Source organism: Bradyrhizobium sp. LCT2, assembly GCF_009931255.1.
GTDB lineage: Bacteria > Pseudomonadota > Alphaproteobacteria > Rhizobiales > Xanthobacteraceae > Bradyrhizobium > Bradyrhizobium diazoefficiens.
In genome coordinates this window covers 4,573,646-4,591,011 of the sequence record NZ_CP034432.1, presented here as the reverse complement: position 1 = coordinate 4,591,011, position 17,366 = coordinate 4,573,646, and the positions used below count along the sequence as shown (strand labels likewise).

Genomic DNA, 17,366 nt, shown 5'->3' with positions numbered 1-17,366 from the left:
CACTTGACTGATTCGGGGCGACGAAACGCCGTGACCTCATTTCCTCGTGCCACATGGCGATCCACCGGTCTGGTCGTGTGCCTGATGGCAGGGCTGTCGGTCGGCTGCGCCGCCTGGGCCAAGTCCAATGAGACACCCGCGGAAGGGGCCAAGGACACTGCGAAGCCAGCCGCCAAGGACGCCGCGAAGGGATCCGGCAAAGGATCGGTCAAGGAAACAGCTAAGGACACCACCAAGGGAACCGGCAAGGACACAGCGAAGGGCGCGAGCAAGGGGGCGGCTGGCGCCCCGGCCAAAGATGCCGCGAAGAAACCAGCCCAGAATGCCGGCAAGGACGCTGGCAAGGAACCCGCCAAGGACCCCGCCAAGAACAAGCCCAAGCCTGCGGCAGCGGCGACCGCGCCAAAATCGCAGCCGACCGCCACCGGCTCTCCCCCCAAAGCGGCACCCGCGCCGGCCGCGACGGCCACCGTCAGACCCGCCGCCGCTCCGGCCGCCAAACCGATCGCAGCTCCTGTGCTGGCGCCCGCGACCCGCCAGCACGCGGCACCTCGCAGGCCGGTGACGCCGGCCGCGATCGCTGCGACCTCGGCGACGTCGCAAGCCGACAAGGACACGCTGGAGAGCGTCATCGAACTCGTGCGCAAGCGCAAGGCGGGCGACGCCACCAACGCCGCCGCCACGATCTCGGATCCCGTCGCGCGAAAGCTCGCGGAATGGATCATCCTGCGCAGCGAGGACAATGGCGCGACCGTCGAGCGCTATCGCGCCTTCCTCTCCGCCAATCCGAGCTGGCCGTCGCAGACCTTCCTGCGCCGCCGCCTCGAGGCTGCGATGTGGGACGACAGGCGCGACGATTCAGTTGCGTGGTCGTGGTTCGAGAACGAATCCCCGGTGTCCGCGAAGGGCCGCTTCACGCTCGCCAAGGCGATGCTGGCGCGCGGCGACCGCGCCAATGCCGAGCGGCTGGTGCGCGAGGCCTGGCGCAGCGATCCGATGTCGGAGGACACCGAGAACAACGCGCTCGACCAGTTCGGCGCCCTGCTGACGCCGGGCGATCAGAAGGCGCGGATGGACACCCTGCTCTACGGCAGCGAAAACGAGGCCGCACTGCGCGCCGCAAAACGCCTCGGCGCCGGCTATGTCGCGCTGGCCAAGGCCCGCATCGCCTCGGTCAAGAAGGCGCCGAACGCGCGCGCATTGCTCGAGGCGGTGCCGCGCGAGCTGCACAATGACCCCGGTTTCCTCTTCAGCAAGATCCAGCTGCTGCGCCGCGAGGAGAAGTTTGCCGAGGCCGCCCAGCTCATGCTGTCGGCGCCGAAGGATCCGAACCGGCTCTACAATCTCGACGAATGGTGGATCGAGCGGCGCCTGCTCGCGCGCAAGATGATCGACACCGAGGAGTTCCGCAGCGCCTATCTGATCGCGCGCGACGCGGCGCTGCCCTCGCGCGACATCTACAAGACCGAGCAGGAGTTCACGGCAGGCTGGATCGCGCTGCGCTTTCTCAACGATCCCGCGACCGCCACCCAGCATTTTGCCCGCATCGGCGTCGGCAGCGTCAATCCGACCACGCTGGCGCGCGCCGGCTATTGGCAGGGCCGCGCGGCGGAAGCGGCGGGCCGCCAGCAGGAGGCGCGCAACGCCTATGCGCGGGCTGCCGAACAATCCACGAGCTATTACGGCCAGCTCGCACGCGCAAAACTCGGCCTGCCGCAGATCGAGCTCAACAGCCAGCCGCGCGGGCGCGGCGCTGAACGGCTGGAGATCGTGCGCGCGGCGCAACTGCTCTACGAGCTCGACGAGCGCGAGATGGCCGTGCCCATGCTCGCCGACATGGGCGAGAACGGAGATCCCGAAGCCCTGACCGGCCTTGGCGAGCTGACCCAGCGCTACAGCGATGCGCGCGGCATGCTGCTGGTCGGCAAGGCCGCGCTCAACCGCGGCCTTCCGTTCGATTTTTACGCCTATCCCGTCAACGGCATTCCGCAATTCACGCCGATCGGCCCCGAGGTCGAGCGCAGCATCGTCTACGCCATCGCCCGGCAGGAGAGCGCGTTCAATCCCTCGGTGGTCTCGCCGGCACAGGCCTACGGGCTGATGCAGGTGACGCCGGATGCCGCGCGCTATGTCTGCAAGCGGCATGGCGCGACCTACGATCTGGGGCGGCTGAAGAACGATTCGGCCTACAACGCTACGCTCGGCTCGGCCGAGCTCGGTGGGCTGCTCGAGGATTATCGCGGCTCCTACATCATGACGTTTGCCGCCTACAATGCCGGCCGCGGCAGCGTGAAGAAGTGGGTCGACCGCTACGGCGATCCGCGCGATCCCAAGGTCGATGCGGTCGACTGGGTCGAGCTCATTCCGTTCTCCGAGACGCGCAATTACGTGCAGCGGATCATGGAGAACCTTCAGGTCTACCGCGCCCGGTTCGGCGGCGGCACGCGGTTGCAGATCGAGGCCGACCTGCGCCGCGGCGCCGGCAGCGTGGAATAGCGGCGCCTTAAGCTGCGCTACTTGGCGATTGCCGCTCGCGCCGCTTCGATCTTGGCCTTCACAGCGTCTAGATTGAAGCTTGCACCCCTCTGCATCGGCGGAAACTCGATCGCCGTCATCGCCAGCTTTTCCACCTGCTGCTGAACAAACACGAAGCGCCAGAATTCGTATTTGAACCAGTCGAAGTATTGTTGCGCCCCGTATTTGGTCCCGCTATCGGGCCAGCCCGTGCGCTCGAAAGGATCGAGGCGAAGGTTGGTCAAATAGGGCACGTCAACCTTGCTTTTATCACCCAGCCAGCCTCCGGGCTGGTCGATAAAACGATATTTGTAGTCGTCGATGCGCACGGCCCCCAGCTCGCTTTCGCCGAAATAAAAGATTTCGTGCCGATTTGACGGCCCCTTGCCAGTGATCATGTCCAGCTGGTTGTAGCCGTCCAGATGGCACTTGTAGGTGCGGTCACCGATCTGCTTACCCTTTTTGAGCTCGTCGACGATGTTGGGGTTGCCGGCAGCGGCCAGGAAGGTCGGGAACCAGTCCAGTCCGGACATGATGCCGTTCTCGACCTTGCCGGCCGGCACCTTGCCCGGCCAGCGGACCATCGCCGGCGCGCGGAAGCCGCCCTCCATGATCGTGCCTTTGCTCTGCGCGAATGGCGTCTGTCCGCCATCGGGCCAGGTGAAGACCTCGGTGCCGTTGTCGGTCGTGAATACCACGATGGTGTTGTCATCGACGCCCATATCCTTCAGCTTCTGCATCACGATGCCAATGTCGTCGTCGAGCTGCGCCATGCCGGCTTCATGGATGGACCAACCATTCTTGGAGTTGCGCATCGCCTGGTACTTCGGCGACAGGTGCGTAACGATGTGCATGCGGGTCGGATTGAGCCACAGGAAGAATGGCTTGTTGTCGGCCCTGGCCCTGTCGATGAAATTGAGCGCGAAGTCGCGGATTTCATCGTCCACGGTTTCCATCCGCTTGGGATAGAGCGTTCCGGCGTCCTCGATCCTCTGCTTGCCGACCTTGCCCCAGCGCGGATCCACGGTGGCGTCGTCCACGTTGGTCGCCCACGAGTGAACCATGTTGCGCGGACCGACTGTGTTCAACAGCTCCTGCGGATAAGCGGGGTGGGCCGGATCTTCCATCGCGTCGAGGTGATACAGGTAGCCGAAGAACTCGTCGAAGCCATGCACCGTCGGCAGAAACTCGTTTTTGTCGCCAAGGTGGTTCTTGCCGAACTGGCCGGTGGCGTAGCCCATACCTTTCAGCGCCGCGGCAATGGTCACGGCCTCCGCCGGCAAGCCGGTGGGAGCGCCGGCCTGGCCGACTGTGGTCATGCCGGTGCGGATCGGCAGCTCGCCGGTGATGAAGTTGGCGCGGCCCGCCGTGCAACTCGCCTCGGCGTAGTAATCGGTGAACAGCATGCCTTCGGCGGCGATCTTGTCGAGGTTTGGCGTCCGCCCGGCCATCATCCCGCGGTGGTAGGCCCCGATATTCCAGATGCCGATATCGTCACCCATGATGACGACGATGTTCGGCCGTTGCCCGGGCGTAGCGGGCGCCGGCGCCGTAGCTGGTTGCTGCGCTTGCGCAGGGCTCGTCAATCCGACGGCCGAGAGCGCCGAAGCGGCGACGAGAGAACTACCACTCAACAAGAGATCGCGGCGTTTCAATCCTCCGCCGATTGGTCCCGTGCTCATCTCAGGCTTTTCCGGAATCCGATCGTTACTCATGACGTGATCCTCTTCCTGGCGATGCACCTGAAGCCGACATGGCTTGCTGAGGTGTCGATCGGCTCGGCACGACGCGCGGCCGGACGATAGCGGCGGCAGTAGCTGGGAGCGCAAAGATGCGAGCCGCCTTTAAGCACCTTGCGTGGAATCCTGAGGTTCGGCTGACAAGAATCGTAGCTCGCGCCCTCGGGCCCGCCGCGAGGATTTTGCGGGATGCAGCAGACTTTCAGGGCGTCGGCTTCGTGCTTCTGCGAATACCAATCGGCCGTCCATTCCCAGACATTACCGATCATGTCGTGCAGGCCGTAACCGTTGGCCGGGAATGCGGTGACGGGCGAAGTACGTTCGAAGCCATCAGCCGCGAGATTCTGGTGCGGGAAATTGCCCTGCCAGGTGTTTGCCATATGCCTGCCGCGGGGGAATTGCTCGTCACCCCAGGCGAATTCCGCGCCGTCCAATCCGCCGCGTGCGGCGAATTCCCATTCGGCCTCGGTCGGCAATTCCTTGCCGGCCCATTTGGCATAGGCTTCGACGTCGCGGTAGGCGACGTGGACGACCGGGTGGTCGTCGAGCCCGCTGATGTTGCTGCGCGGACCATAGGGACGGCGCCAGTCGGCGCCGAATTTGAACGTCCACCATTGCCCCCAGTTGTGCAAGTCTACAGCTCGCTTAGGCGGCGTGAAGACCAGTGACCCGGCCTTGAGCATGTGCGGCAGAGCACCCGGATAGTCCTTCGCATCAGGTGTAATTTCGGCGAAAGTGACGTAGCCGGTCGCGTTCACGAATTTGCGGAATTGGCGGTTGGTGACCGGCGTGCGATCCATCCAGAATCCGTCAACGGTAACGAGATGGGCCGGCGCTTCCTCCGGATAATGCCGATCCGAGCCCATGCGAAACGTGCCGCCCGGCACATAAAGCATCCCCTCACCTGCTGGATCTTCGAACGATTGTCCGGAGCCAGACAACGATTTCGTATCAGCCAGATACATGACGACCCCCGGGGGCCATCGCATCAGCGGCCTGGTGGCACTCCTCCGGGTTGATCCAGATCAAAGGCCCGTTTCAGGGCCATAAGCAGACAGCGCAGGGAGTCGCTGCCGAGAGCATCGGTGGCAAGCGCCGGACATGCGCCGTCGTCCGGCTTGAGCAGCGGCCGCGACCTGAGGCGTGCACGCGACCGGTCACGGAAGCGACGCGCCGGCTCGGCCGACATTGCTGGGGCGCAAAGCCATGCACCAAAAGAAAAGCCCCGGCGGTTTCCCGCCGGGGCTCTCTGTCAGGTCGTTAGACCGAGATCACCAGTTGCGCTGAGCGCGGAGGAGCAGAACGAGCGAGTTCTGGTCCTTGACCTCGTAGGTCGCAGCCGGCTTGGCGGGAACAGCGGCCAGCCCCGCCGCAATTGTACCTGCGTACTTCTGGTCGACGTTGGTCCAGGCCAAGTCGGCCGAGAACGTCAGGTTCTTGACCGGCGTCCAGCGGGTGATGATACCCACCTGGCCGATATTGAAGTCGGGGTTACAACCCGTAAGACCAGGCTGCCCGACGGTGAGCAGGCCACCAGCGCCGCAGAGGAAGGTCTTGGCCCCCGAGCCGAACTGCGCCTGAGCGTAGGCACCGTAGATCGCGGTGTTCCAGTAGGGATCCCAGTTGTGCGTGTAAGCACCGCGGAAGCCCCAGGTCTTGATCGTCTCCTGCTGGCCACCCGTGACGAACACGGTGTCCGGAGCGGTGACAGCGGCGACGCTGCCGTAGGCGCCGGCGAGGCCCGAGCTGCCGTACATCACATACGTGCTGCCCGCGAGGTTCTGGAAGTTGTAGCGGGTCGCACCGTCGGTGTAGACGGCCGAGATGTTGATCACGTCACCCGCACCGGTCGGGATGTTCTTGATCGACAGAGCGAGCTGAACCGCCCAGCCCCACTTGTCGTCGGGGTGACCAGTGACTTCGGACGTGCCGTAGTAACCGACGTGGTTGTCATGCGCAGCGACCGACGCCTGGAACAGACCCCAGGCCTGGTCGACACGAACCATACCGACGAGGTTCGGCGACCTGCTGCCGCCGATGGCATTGGCGCCGACAGCACCGCCGAAAATGCCAGCCGCAGTTGCGCCAGTCAGGTTGACGTTACCAGCCTGATAGTACGAGGTGGCGTCTTCAGCCGAGAACGCCGCCGTGATGCCCTGACCGAAGTCAGCGGTGTAGCTGAACTGGTTGACACCGGTGACCGTGCCCGAACCGCCGACGAGACCGTCGAAGTTGTTGCCCGGATAGTTGGTCCAGGGCGCGTCGAACTGCGACACCGCCTTACCCATGGTGAAGCCGGCGAACTGGATGAAGGCGTAGTACACACCGAGCGAACCGGCCGAGGTGTTACCGTCCGTGCCGTTCACCGAACCGCCGCCGGAGCCGAAGAGAGCCGGAGCAGCTGCACCGACGGGAGTGTTGATGGCGAGCGCACCGCTGTAGGCGGTGCCACCGGTGGCGCTGCCGGTGCCGACATAGTTGCCGGTCGTCCAGGAGAAGACGCCATCGAAGAAGGTGCGGACCACGCCGTACTCGGTCGCGGTGCGCGTGTCGATGTTGAGGTCTTCACGAGCGCGCATCGTGTAGTAGTTCGTCAGACGGTTGCGTGCACCGTTGGCGCCCTGGGTCGAGACGTTCTGGTTCAGGGTGAAGTCCGAGTTGGTGCCCAGCGCGACTTCAGCGCGCAGGTAACCACCCAGCTTGATGCAGGTGTCAGTGCCCGGGATGTAGTAGAATCCGGCACCGTACAGGGAGCAGATCTTCACGTATTCGACCGCTTTGGCCTTTACGGGGAGATCGGCTGCCTGTGCTCCGCCAACGGCGATCAGACCCGCCGCTGAACCGAGCAAAAGGCTCTTAACCAACTTCATGTTAAACCTCCAAGTTTGCTCTATAGGGAAGGTTCCGGATCCGCTGGGTGAAGACACCCTAAGGTTGGTTCCCTTGTCCCTTAACTCACCGCTTAGTCGCTTCGCGCCTTCGGACACACCCGCTGACCGCGAGGGACTTAAGCGAACCACCTAAAACGGGACGACCTCGGGATGCCCCCCTCCGTCGCTCAGTCACAATTACCGAACGTCCTTGCACACACAACAACAGAACGCTCCGGAACGGGCCTATGAAGCGCGTTTTCCGACGGGTGTTGCACAAATAACACGCAGATGTGATCGGATCGCCCCTGTAACATATTGTTTACATTGATGTTTTTTAAGCGGTTCCATTTGCCTTCAAAGTTCCCCACATGAGGCACCGCTACAGGGAGTTCGTCTCGAACGAGGTTTCGGCGCCCTCGAATCGTGGAATCAGAAGAAGACTCAACGGGAAGACACAGCCTCCCCTCCGCGAGCGCATTCGGAAGGCGTCGGCACCAAGAGGGCATGGCATTTTCTTCGATAGAGATGAGTTGCGGCTAGACCGATCGCCCTCGAAGCAGTCAGGTGCTGCACACCGTGGCCCCGCGCCCCAAGTCGCATCACTAGGCGTTTTCGATGACTTGCGATTTTCGGGCTCGGGCGGGAGGGTACTCAGCCTCCTTGACGATGCAAAACCGGTGCGACGAGCCCGGCAGCGATCGCGCCCGTCATCAAAGCTCCGCCTAAATCGTTCCGCATCGGGGCAATGCGAGCCTGTCCAGTGGCACCACGCCTGATCCGGGTTGGGAAGAAGGTGATTGCCCTAGTGCTTCGACACCGACGGTTCCGGCCTGAAAAGCACCGTGTAATCGGCGATCAAGCGGAATTCTTGCTGCGTCGGGCGCACGTTCCCCTGTTGCCAAACGTTTGAGTATTGGGTCTTCAGTCGCAGGCCTTTCAGCGGCCCCTCGGTCGGCCGATACTGCAGCCATACATCCAGTTCTCGACGGTCGGGAATCGCGACATTGGTCACCGGATTCAGGGCTCCCCAACCCTGGCTGTACCAGGCACCGGTGCTCAGTCCGGGGAGCCCAAAGGCCGCGAAGTCGTAAGCGGCGCTGCCGCCGATCGCCTTCTCGCCGGCGTTGTCAAAGGACACTTGCTGCATGTCCGTATAGTTCGGTTTGGTCCCGAAAGGCGAATAGATCTTGGATTGGTTCCCTGTCGCAGACCCCGCGATGAAGAGCGTCCAGCCGGCATACGCCATCTGTGCCTTCGCAGAAGCCTGGTAGGTCTCGAAGGGACTGCCCGCCAGCAGGTTGTCGCCTACGCTCGTCTGCGCGATGACATTGCCGCCCAAGATGAAGTTGGGCATCCCCTTTGGCTGCCTGAAGTCATACTCCGCCTGACCGAAGCCGGAATTGATGAAGTTCTGGACGTTGTAATCCATAGCCGTCAACACGAGGCCAGGAATCGGGCGGAGCCTGAACATCCCAAATGGCGTGCCCTCCGTGCCGGTTCCGGCCAGCGCATTCGACATCGGAATGAAATCGTTTGAATCGCGCGGCTTGATATTCCAGATGTAACCGAGGGCGTAGTCGTAGAAGCGATCCTTGTCTGGCAACGATACAAGCGTCGCGGCCTCGAACGTGTTCGGTACCATCCGATTGTCTTGAGGATTGATCAATGGCGTATCGACCAACTGCCGTCCGCCACGGATTTCCTGGTCGCCGAGTTGGATGCGTCCATAGATCTGACCCAAAGTATTGATGTTGTTCTGGCCCGGCGCCAACAGCTTCGTACCGTCTTGATCGAGAGGACCAAAAAGCCTCTCCGATCCGTAGAAGGCGGCGTGAATGCCGAACAGGTCGCCAATCAGGCCGGTTCGGACCGCAAGCCAGCCGCCTGCGGCATAAGCTTGCGACTTGGTTCCGTCGAAATTGTCGCGGTTCATGTAATAGGTTCGCGCGACGTATTGTACGAGTGAATCGCGGAAGAACGCCGGCAACTCCTGAGCTCGGCGGTCCCAGTAGATTTCCTTCATGAACGGCTGAGCGGGAAACTTGTCCAATGTCCACGAGGACAGACGCTCGCGGTCGGCGATTTCATCTCGCGACGCAGGCAGCAGAAGCTCCTGGGCTGTTGCCGGCTGCGCAAGGCAGAACCAAATCGCGACGAGGCCGGCTGAAGCAACGAGGCGATTGCAGATCGCCCGAAACACGCGGTGCATACTTCCTTCTCCTGTCCCCGGGAGCGGATTCAACACACGCTGAGCGCGTACGACACCAGCACTTTGATTTGGATCAACACTCGGATTAATCTCTGCGCATCAACAAAACGGCGCCGGCTGTGGTAGCGCAATACTCCCGCGCCAAGCGGACCGACACGCACAGCAAACCGTCGCGCGGCATCGTCTGTCGAGCACAGCAATGGCGCTGGATCAGATATCGAACACACTTCGGTGCGAGCCCTGAGATCGCATCGCACCTCTCGTGTCGGCGCGACCCAAAGACATCTTCGCAGCTATCTCGTCTCGAGAAATGACCTTTGGTGCAATGTCCCCGACAACCTTGCGCAACGTGCCCTCGCCACTTCTATGCTCAAGCTCTGCAGTAAGACGCGAGCAACAAGGGGATTGCCACCGGCAAACGATCAGCCGGTTCGCATGAACCTGGCGCGATCTACATTGCACACCTGGTAAATTTAACGCTCATGTCGGAAATGTCGGGAAAGGAGCGGCTGATATTGTTGTCGTCAATAACTTTCAGGACGAATTTCATGTCCTGATTCATGATCGAGGTTGCGCATGCAGCCGAAATCTCGACGCTGCCTGCGTTTTCCTTTTTGGACTTGATCGTGCAGTTGGCCGACTTTCCTCGTATGCTGTTGCCCTCGATGATGAAGCCCGAGCCGTACAACTCCGACATCTCGGTGAAGGCGACGTGACTGCCTCGCTTGCTGAATACCTGACTGCACATGTCGGCTTCGCTCGCCCATGCTCCGGTGAGTTCTATGGCCGATGCCGGGCTGGAGGCCATCACGATCGCGACAGTAAGGACCTGAATGTTGCGAATATTGATCATGAAAAGAGCTCCATCGTGGAAGCGACCTCATTCGGCCGCGACATTGTCCGTTGAAATCTCGTTGGCTGGCAAAGCTTCGGGCTTCTTCTTTGCGCCCGGCCGCAATCGCTCTCGGATGGCCTGGAACATGACGTAAAGCGGAGGGATCGCGAAGATGCCCACGAACGAGGCCAGAATCATACCGCCGAAAACCGGGGTGCCTACGCCGCGTCGTGCAAGCTCCGAGGCGCCTGATGCGACCACGAGCGGATAGAGACCGAGGATGAAGGCAAACGACGTCATCATCACCGGGCGGAAGCGCAAGCGTGCTCCTTCCGCGGCTGCCTCGAGCAGCGGTATGCCATGCTCGCGCTTCTCCTTCGCGAACTCGACGATCAAAATGCCGTTCTTGGCGGCCAGTCCGATCAGCACGACCATCCCGATCTGCCCGTAGAGATCGAGTGTCAGGCCGCTGAGCAGGATTGCGCTGAACGAACCCAAAACCGCTATCGTAACCGACAACAAGACCGGGACCGGGATGGTCCAGCTTTCATAGAGTGCGACCAGGAAGAGATAGGCGAACAACACAGCGAAGCCGAGGATGATGCCGGTCTTTCCTTCGGCGCGCTTTTCCTGGAACGCTGTGTCCGTCCACTCGCCGGCGTAACCTTGTGGCAGTGTCCTGGCAGCAACGTCCTCAAACACCTTCAACGCTTGGCCGGACGACACGCCAGACGCCGGCGTGCCCTGAATTGTCACTGCGCGAAGATTGTTGTAGCGAATGATTGCAGGCGGCCCAAGCGCAACGCGCGTTTCGACGAGGCTGCGCAGCGGGATCATCTGTCCTTCCGCATTACGGACATTGATGCGGTAAATGTCCGTGATGGTCGAACGGTCGGCGGCGTCTGCCTGAACCTGGACCTGCCAAGTGCGGCCGTAAAGGTTCATGTTGTTGATGAAATAGCCGCCAAGCGACGCCTGCAAGGCCTGAAACACGTCCTTGAGCTGCACGCCGAGAATCTGGACCTTGTCGCGATCGATCTCCAGAAAGATCGAAGGATTGTCAGCGGAGAATGTGCTGAACACTCCCCTCAAGCGCGGCTCCGCGTTGGCCGCCACGACGAGGCCGCGAAGAGCCTGCGCGAGGGCTGCCGGATCGCCACCTCGCAGGTCTTCGAGGACATAGGTGAAGCCGCCTCCGGTGCCGAGGCCTACGATCGGCGGCGGGGCCAACGGCACGACGACGCCTCCTTCGATGGCACGAAGCTTCCCTCGCAACCGCGCGATGGTCTCGCGCGCGCCAAGCTCGCCTTTCTTGCGCTCCTCGAAAGGCTTGAAGGTGACCACCATGAAACCGGCGTTCGCTTGCGAGTAGCTGTCGATGAAATTCAGGCCGATGATGCTGGTATAGTCTTCAACGGCCGGATCCTGTTTGATGATGTCTTCGGCCCGACGCAGAACTTCTGAGGTGCGCCCGACCGAGGCGCCGCCGGGCAACTGGGCAATGATAAAAATGGCGCCCTGATCATCTTCGGGGACAAATCCCGTCGGAGTTTGCCTGGCAATGCCAAAGGTAGCGGCGCCGGCGACGGCGACCATGGCAATTCCGACTATCGAAAAATGGACGAGACGCGCGACGATGGCTCCGTATCCGTCCCGGACGCGGTCGATCGTTCGCATCGTCCATCCGATGAGCCCGCGTCTGGGACCATGATGAGGTCGCAGAAATACGGCGCAAAGCGCTGGCGACAGCGTGAGCGCATTGATCGCGGACAGCAGCATGGATACCGCAACCGTCACCGCGAACTGGCGAAACAGCTCGCCGGAAATCCCCGGTATGAACGCGATGGGAACAAACACCGATAGAAGGACGAGAGTGATCGCAATGATCGGCGCCGTAATCTCCCGCATCGCCTGCTTGGTCGCATCCGCGGGCGACAGTTCAGGCCGCTCCTCCATGACGCGTTCGACGTTTTCGACGACGACGATCGCATCGTCGACCACAATTCCGATGGCAAGCACGATGGCGAGCAGCGAGACGGTGTTTGCCGAGTATCCCACGGCGTTCAGCGCAATGAACGCGCCGATGAGGCTGACCGGAACCGCCAATGTCGGAATCAGCGTCGCTCGAACGCTGCCCAGAAACAGGAACACCACGATGACGACGAGAATGAACGCCTCGACCAGGGTCTTTTTGACCTCGTGCAGGGTATCGGTGACGAAGATCGTTGGATCGTAGGTCACCTTCCACGACAGGTCTTCGGGAAAGCGCTTCTCGAGCTCTGCAAGCTTCTTTCGAACTGCCGCGACCGTGTCGATCGCGTTGCCGCCCGGCGTTTGATAAACGACAATTGCCGCCGCGTTCTGTCCGTTGAACCTGGTATCGCGGTCGAGGTTGGCGGCGCCGAGTTCGACCTGGGCCACGTCGCGAAGCCTCAGGACCGATCCATCCGGATTGGTGCGGACGACGATATTCTCGAAGTCGGAGACGGAAGCGAGGCGGCCCTTCGTTTGAATGTTCAGCTGCAATTGCTGATCATTGAAGATCGGACGCGCCCCGATCCGGCCTACGGCTGCCTGCACGTTTTGCGACTGGACGGCGTTGATGATATCGGCGGTCGTCAGGTCGAGGCCGGTCAGTCGATCGGTCTTGACCCATGCACGCATGGCGTAGTCCTGGGGCGCAAAAAGATAGGCATCCCCGACGCCGTTCGTGCTCTTGATCTGATCGAGAAGGTTGATGGTGGCATAATTCGATAGAAACAGCGGATCGTGCGTATGCTTGGGCGAGTACAGGGTCACGACCGCGAGAATGGCCGTCGATTTCTTCTTGACGCTGATACCCTGCTTCTGGACCTCCGACGGCAGCGACGACAGCGCGGTCTGCACGCGATTGTTGATGTTGACGGTATTGATGTCAGGATTGGTGCCGAGCTCGAAGGAGGCGGTCAGCGTGTAGCTTCCGTCGTCGCCGCTGGTGCTTTTCATGTAGATCATTTTGTCGACGCCAACCACCTGCGCCTCGATCGGCTGCGCGACGGTGGCGTCTACAATGGCGCCGCTGGCCCCGGGATATTGGGTGGTCACCGAGACCTGAGGCGGCACGATGTCCGGATATTGTGCCACCGGCATGGCGACAAACGAGATTGCGCCGGCGATGGTCGTCACGATTGCAATGACGATTGCAAGCCGCGGGCGGTCGACGAAAATCGCAGACAGCATGGCTCAGCTCCGGCTGGTGGAGGCTGGCTGAGCGTGTACGGGACTGCCGCCGCGAATCCCCTGAATTCCCTCCACGATGACCTGCTCGCCGCCCGTCAGGCCCTCCTCCACGATCACACCCGTGCCGCTGGTCCCGCCGAGTTTGACACGTCGGACCGCTGCTTTCCCGTCCTCCACGATCAAGATATAGATGCCCTCCTGATCCGAAATCAGCGCCGCTTGCGGGATGAGGAGCCTTTCCTGGGCGGAGCCGCTTTCCAGCCCAACTCTGACGAGCTGACCATCCACGAGCACGCCGTCGGGATTGGGAAATGATGCGCGTGCAAGAATCGTATCCGTGCCGCGGTCGACGATCACATTGACGAAATTGATCTTACCCGGCTGGCTGTAGGCAGTGCCGTCGGAGAAGAACACATAGGCCTTGATGCCGACGACATCGACGTCGCGGCCTTCCTTTTGCGCTGCAAGAAATTCCCTGACGCTGACCGGGAAGGAAACATAGATCGGATCTTGGCTTACGATGGTCGTCAAGATGCCGGTCTGTGGGCTTACCACGTTGCCTTTGGTGATATTCGTCTTGCCGATCTTGCCGGCGATCGGCGACGTAATTTCCGTATAATCCAGATTGATTTGCGCAGTTTTCAGATTGGCCTCGTCCACGAGCAGCGCACCTGCGGCCGCCTGGTCCGCAGCCAGCGCCTGGTCACGGGCCACCTGCGTGCCCGCCTGCTTTGCCAGCAATTCCTCGGCACGCTGCAGCTGCACCTCGCTCAGGGTCTTCGCTGCCTTGTCTTTATTCAGCACGCCTTGGGCCTGATCTACTGCGGCCTCGAACAGCCCTTTTTCGATTGAGTAAAGCGGCGCTCCTGCCTTGACCAGAGCGCCTTCCTGGAACGAGACCTTTTCAAGATATCCCGTGATCCGCGCCCGCACTTCCACTCGCTCGATCGCTTCGATGCGACCGACCAGATCGATCGTTCGTTTTACCGGCTTGCGCTCGGCGACGATTACGCCGACGGAGGCGGCGGCTGGCTGTTGAGCTTGCTGGGCACTGGCGGGCAGCAATTCGAATGATGGTGCAAATACCGCCAACAGGCAGAAAGCGGTCCGAAGCGTCGGCAGCTTCATCGGCGCCCAGGGCTGGGTGGCCGGGATTGCTCCGGTGGCGAGACGACGATTATCGCTACACATGTCCAGCTCCCGTCTAAACGGAACCGAAGTCTTGGGGGTCCTTGCGATGGAGAGGTTGATCTAGCGCAAGAGGACGGGCGCGCGTGGGCCGGCAGGCGCATCATGCTGGAGATTGATGGGCTGGGGCGGACCGCGTGCTGGCCCGGGCCGAACAGCTGCACGCAGAAAATCACGTATTTACAGAGGCTTATCGAAGGCTGCGAACGCACGTCATTTATGTTCTGGCGGAAACGGCGAGACCCCAGTCGGGCTGCCGGCACGCATAAAGAATAAATTCACAAGTTATTTCAGTCACTTGAGCCAGAATGGCTCCAATCATCCGAGAATGGACTTCCCTGCTACAGGGCACCAGACGATTCGGATGCCGTGTCGGTTCGCCCCCCGAGCCCCCAAGCTGCTTCGTTTCGAAAATCGCTGGGAATATTCGAGCGCAAACACGCGCTTACAAATTGACCGGCCCAAGTAATTAGAGGCATAAGGCTCGCACCGGAGAGGTGGCCGAGTGGCTGAAGGCAACGCTTTGCTAAAGCGTCATACGGTCTCAAGCTGTATCGAGGGTTCGAATCCCTCCCTCTCCGCCACCCAGCAGCAGAATCAAGGCCTGCCGTTCTTTCACCTGAACGCGATCGCCGCGCCGGACAAAGCTTGGTGCAGGGATCCGCGCGGCTGAGCTCAGCCCGATTCTCGCTCTCCCTATATTCCCTATATTATGTGTGTCCGCACCTAGCGGCCGGACCGCCAGATTCGCCAATGCGAGGGCGAAATCAGCACCGGCTCGTCGGCCCAGACGTTGAACCAGACGCCGGACCTGCGCCGGCATGGAAAGGTCCAGGGCACGATGCCCGTCTTGTGCGGCCGTCCGAGTTCCAGATCGCAATCGTCGGGCGCGATCTGAATCGGCAGCCATTGTCCATTCGTGTCGGCAGCGCTCATGCCGCGCGGGTCTAGGCGGCGTCACGACGAAGGAACTTGATTCAGCGCAACCAGGCACGCCCGTGGAAACACGGGGCCGGCTGCGATCCTCAGCTCGAAGCGTTTTCAAGCGAAGCGGATACCGGTTCGCGTCGGGAAAACATCTCAGAACAAGACACCAGAGCCCTGTTCCGATGCCATCGGAACAGAAATGGCTCTAGTGGGTGGAAACCCACGCCCTCGCGTCGCGCTGTGCGGCCGAGATCTCGGCGTCCGACATCTGTCCGGCAACTTCCTGGCGCAGCGCCACGGCGTCCTTGCGGCCCTTCAGGGCGGCGAGGTTGAACCATTTGTGCGCGGCGACGAGATCGACGAGGCCGGCGCGGCCGCTCGCCCAATAGATCCCGCGCTCGAACAGCACGTCCGACAGCGCGCTCGCGTCGATCGGCGTTGCGGTCTCCAGATCGAAAGTACCCTGAAACATAACGCATCCCCTGTTTTCTTATGCCGCCTCGTTCCCCCGAGCGCGGCTCCCGTCCAACTCTGATTTGCGTGATCCCTTCTGGGATCATGCGCTGCTCAACTCTTCCCCAAGTCTTCTTGCCCAGGCCGTTTGCCGGCTTGTTGGAAGCGATGATGGCGGGCAAATTTGAATGGCAGTTTAAGTATCGCGATGAAGCAGACGTAAACGCGCCTTGGCCGCGGCCGCGCACGGAATGCCAAAAGTCCCCATTTGACGGGCACTTCTGCGATTTGTCAGATTCGGTTTACCCTGCGATTTTCGGACAACGATAACCATCGCGCGCGGTGGCGGGGCGCTGTGGCGTACACTCCGCCACTTCCTGTCGTCACCCATGACCCGGCTACGCCAAGGCACTGCCGGGGCTTGCGGTCCTGGAACGCCGAAGCTTCAGCGAAGGCGGCAGGCGGGCGCCCCATCCATCGAGAAGCCGCGACGCACCGGGTCGCCGCCGGGCGATGGCACTGCAAATAGGGAAAACGGCGCACGGACGTCGCGCAACGACAAAGCCGCAGCCCTCGCCTGCCCCGAGGCAGCGCTCAGCGGCAGCGCGGTCACGCCACGACCAGATCAGCAATATATGAAAAGGGAATGCCGGCAATACCCCGGCCTCAGAGAACGAGGGCGTCGGCGAACACGTCAGGACCAGATTTCACGTTGACCCGAAGGCCGCTTGTGAAATTGCAGAACCGGAGAACCGGCACCGCACCGAACGAAGAAAACTCGTTTCTTCTGCCGGACCGCGAAAAGAGCGATCCGACCGTTGACCTGATGTCTCGCCGACACCCTCTATCGTCGACCAGAACCTCTGGGAGGCGCTGATGACGTGCCGGCTCTCTGGGAGCCGGCAACTTCAGAAGTCGAAGTTACTTCTTCTTCTTCGCGACCTTGCGGGTCTTCTTCGCAGTCTTCTTCACTGCGCTCTTCGCCTTCTTCGCCTTCTTCGCTTTCTTGGCCATGTTGCCCTCCGATGTGTGAGATGGCTTTAATCGCTGCATGCAGTCGGGGATCGAATGCACACTCATCCCGAATACACCAACACGACGAAAAAAACAGCTTCTCGCTTAAAGAAGTGTTGACGCAGCAAGGCGCGTGCGCTTGGCGAGCGCGATGCAAGCACACTGCATGACGTGTTCGTCCGATCGCGGAGAGTGGGCGCATCATCGATGTTTGCGAGAGTAATGATTGCAAGAAAACACTATGCAGAAAGTATTTTCCTGCACTCACGCATTGCGCGTGATCGACGCGATGACGCGCGTCGCGACGCGCAGGATGGCCCCGCGAAGGCGTTTCGCGGACTCTGAGTCGCAGTTTTTGGCAACGAAAATATTTTCATGCTTAACGGCGCGAGCGC

At 61.4% G+C, this 17,366-nt stretch carries 10 protein-coding genes and 1 tRNA gene; 2 read left to right on the top strand and 9 right to left on the bottom strand.

Annotated features, from left to right (window positions below):
- Positions 1-84 precede the first annotated feature (84 nt).
- Positions 85-2,496, top strand: coding sequence for a lytic transglycosylase domain-containing protein (locus tag EI171_RS22180; RefSeq protein WP_161537055.1), 2,412 nt, complete (start codon positions 85-87; stop codon positions 2,494-2,496).
- A 17-nt stretch (positions 2,497-2,513) separates the two neighbouring features.
- Here EI171_RS22180 and EI171_RS22175 read toward each other — a convergent pair whose 3' ends face one another.
- The 7 genes from EI171_RS22175 to EI171_RS22145 form a co-directional block, all read right to left on the bottom strand.
- Positions 2,514-4,196 (bottom strand): arylsulfatase, encoded by a 1,683-nt coding sequence (locus EI171_RS22175; protein WP_161537054.1) that lies wholly within the window; start codon positions 4,194-4,196, stop codon positions 2,514-2,516.
- Positions 4,197-4,225: 29 nt separating this feature from the next.
- On the bottom strand, positions 4,226-5,218 hold the full coding sequence (locus EI171_RS22170) for a formylglycine-generating enzyme family protein (RefSeq protein ID WP_161534680.1): 993 nt from the start codon (positions 5,216-5,218) through the stop codon (positions 4,226-4,228).
- A gap of 306 nt (positions 5,219-5,524) precedes the next feature.
- Complete coding sequence (locus EI171_RS22165) at positions 5,525-7,123, bottom strand: porin (RefSeq protein ID WP_161534679.1); 1,599 nt, start codon at positions 7,121-7,123, stop codon at positions 5,525-5,527.
- Positions 7,124-7,928: 805 nt separating this feature from the next.
- Positions 7,929-9,335 carry an OprD family outer membrane porin gene (locus tag EI171_RS22160; RefSeq protein WP_038966356.1) on the bottom strand — a complete coding sequence of 469 codons (1,407 nt, stop codon included), beginning with the start codon at positions 9,333-9,335 and terminating at the stop codon, positions 7,929-7,931.
- Between the two features lie 451 nt (positions 9,336-9,786).
- A complete protein-coding gene (locus EI171_RS22155) occupies positions 9,787-10,188 on the bottom strand; it encodes a hypothetical protein (RefSeq protein ID WP_011087839.1) in 402 nt (133 codons plus the stop codon).
- A 27-nt stretch (positions 10,189-10,215) separates the two neighbouring features.
- Entirely contained in the window at positions 10,216-13,389 is a 3,174-nt protein-coding gene (locus tag EI171_RS22150; protein WP_161534678.1) for an efflux RND transporter permease subunit, read from the bottom strand.
- 3 nt (positions 13,390-13,392) lie between these two features.
- A complete protein-coding gene (locus EI171_RS22145) occupies positions 13,393-14,580 on the bottom strand; it encodes an efflux RND transporter periplasmic adaptor subunit (protein ID WP_202633173.1) in 1,188 nt (395 codons plus the stop codon).
- Positions 14,581-15,068: 488 nt separating this feature from the next.
- On the opposite strand from EI171_RS22145, the gene EI171_RS22140 reads away from it, so the two are divergent.
- Positions 15,069-15,161: transfer RNA gene (locus EI171_RS22140), tRNA-Ser, on the top strand.
- A gap of 142 nt (positions 15,162-15,303) precedes the next feature.
- Here the strand turns inward: EI171_RS22140 and EI171_RS22135 are convergent.
- The gene (locus EI171_RS22135; protein WP_011087842.1) at positions 15,304-15,513 is read right to left on the bottom strand and encodes a hypothetical protein; all 210 of its coding nucleotides are present in this window, start codon (positions 15,511-15,513) and stop codon (positions 15,304-15,306) included.
- Between the two features lie 196 nt (positions 15,514-15,709).
- Positions 15,710-15,976, bottom strand: coding sequence for a hypothetical protein (locus EI171_RS22130; RefSeq protein ID WP_028171599.1), 267 nt, complete (start codon positions 15,974-15,976; stop codon positions 15,710-15,712).
- Between the last annotated feature and the right edge of the window lie 1,390 nt (positions 15,977-17,366).

Bases quoted from the DNA above. Each gene is read 5' to 3' on its own strand.
- EI171_RS22180 (WP_161537055.1), top strand. From the start codon at position 85: ATGGCAGGGCTGTCGGTCGGCTGCGCCGCCTGGGCCAAGTCCAATGAG.
- EI171_RS22175 (WP_161537054.1), bottom strand. From the start codon at position 4,196: ATGAGCACGGGACCAATCGGCGGAGGATTGAAACGCCGCGATCTCTTG.
- EI171_RS22170 (WP_161534680.1), bottom strand. From the start codon at position 5,218: ATGTATCTGGCTGATACGAAATCGTTGTCTGGCTCCGGACAATCGTTC.
- EI171_RS22165 (WP_161534679.1), bottom strand. From the start codon at position 7,123: ATGAAGTTGGTTAAGAGCCTTTTGCTCGGTTCAGCGGCGGGTCTGATC.
- EI171_RS22160 (WP_038966356.1), bottom strand. From the start codon at position 9,335: ATGCACCGCGTGTTTCGGGCGATCTGCAATCGCCTCGTTGCTTCAGCC.
- EI171_RS22155 (WP_011087839.1), bottom strand. From the start codon at position 10,188: ATGATCAATATTCGCAACATTCAGGTCCTTACTGTCGCGATCGTGATG.
- EI171_RS22150 (WP_161534678.1), bottom strand. From the start codon at position 13,389: ATGCTGTCTGCGATTTTCGTCGACCGCCCGCGGCTTGCAATCGTCATT.
- EI171_RS22145 (WP_202633173.1), bottom strand. From the start codon at position 14,580: ATGTGTAGCGATAATCGTCGTCTCGCCACCGGAGCAATCCCGGCCACC.
- EI171_RS22135 (WP_011087842.1), bottom strand. From the start codon at position 15,513: ATGAGCGCTGCCGACACGAATGGACAATGGCTGCCGATTCAGATCGCG.
- EI171_RS22130 (WP_028171599.1), bottom strand. From the start codon at position 15,976: ATGTTTCAGGGTACTTTCGATCTGGAGACCGCAACGCCGATCGACGCG.